Source organism: Carnobacterium sp., from assembly GCF_032094055.1.
Taxonomy (GTDB): Bacteria; Bacillota; Bacilli; order Lactobacillales; family Carnobacteriaceae; genus Carnobacterium_A.
On the sequence record NZ_DAMDAK010000039.1, the window covers coordinates 10665 to 11575 of the forward strand.

2 protein-coding genes are annotated in these 911 nt (G+C 33.9%); one reads left to right on the forward strand and one right to left on the reverse strand.

The annotated features are described in order from the left end of the window. Nucleotides 1-596, reverse strand: a 596-nt coding sequence (locus RT405_RS07515; protein WP_313468862.1) for an ion transporter, incomplete at its 3' end; no start/stop codon positions are given. Nucleotides 597-828: 232 nt separating this feature from the next. Between RT405_RS07515 and RT405_RS07520 the strand changes: the two genes are divergently transcribed. Next, on the forward strand, nucleotides 829-911 hold an 83-nt coding region (locus RT405_RS07520; RefSeq protein ID WP_313468880.1), incomplete at its 3' end, for a hypothetical protein.

Genomic DNA, 911 nt, shown 5'->3' on the forward strand with positions numbered 1-911 from the left:
AAAGAAGAAGAAGCCCACCAGAAAGCAGAAAAAGCATTGGCAAAAACATCCGGTTGGGCGGCATGTTCAAGGTTATACATAATTAATGAAGCAGCAATCATCAAAATAAAGACGATGAAAACTGAAGATAGCAGTTGTTGCTTTTTGCTTTTTAAAACATCTGTAATGAGGTTTAATGAATCATAGTAATTGTTGATGCGGAATAAACGGAAAATACGGATAACTCGGAAAACCCGGAAGGCTACCGTTCCGCTTGGGAAAAAGAACGGCAAGTAAAATGGGAAAAAGGATAATAAGTCAACCAATCCGGTAAAAGAGAACATGTATTTCATTCTAGCTTTGCCTTTTGAAGCAGCAGGGTAAAGATAATCAGCAGTCCATATTCTTAATCCATATTCAATAGTAAATAGAATAACACTGACAGCCTCAATGGTATAAATAATAGAGGTGTAATTAGCTGAACTGTCAAAAGTAGAAAAAATAGCTAATCCTAAATTCAACAAAATAGCTAAGACAATGGTAAAATCAAACAAACGACTGATAAAATCTGTGTTGCGTCCAATTTGAATAATTTCAAAAATTCTTCTTTTTTTCATTTTTTAAGACCTCTTTTTTTAGTTTGTCGATAAATGCATTAACTAACTCTAATTCTACCCTAATTCACAACTACTGTGTAGTGCAGAACCTCAAAATGAGGAGACCTATTTACTCTTTCTATCTGTTGTAAGTAAAAGCCAGCTAAATAAACTTTACAAAAAAGAATGAGCAAACTAAAATGACAGTAACGTATGAAAAGAACAAGATCAAAGGGAGGAGGGTGAGTAAGAAATGGGGAATAAAAAAAAGCCGTCCAAAAATGGATGGATAAGAAAAGTAGATAACGTAAGTTTAGAAGAAGCAAACAGCTCGAT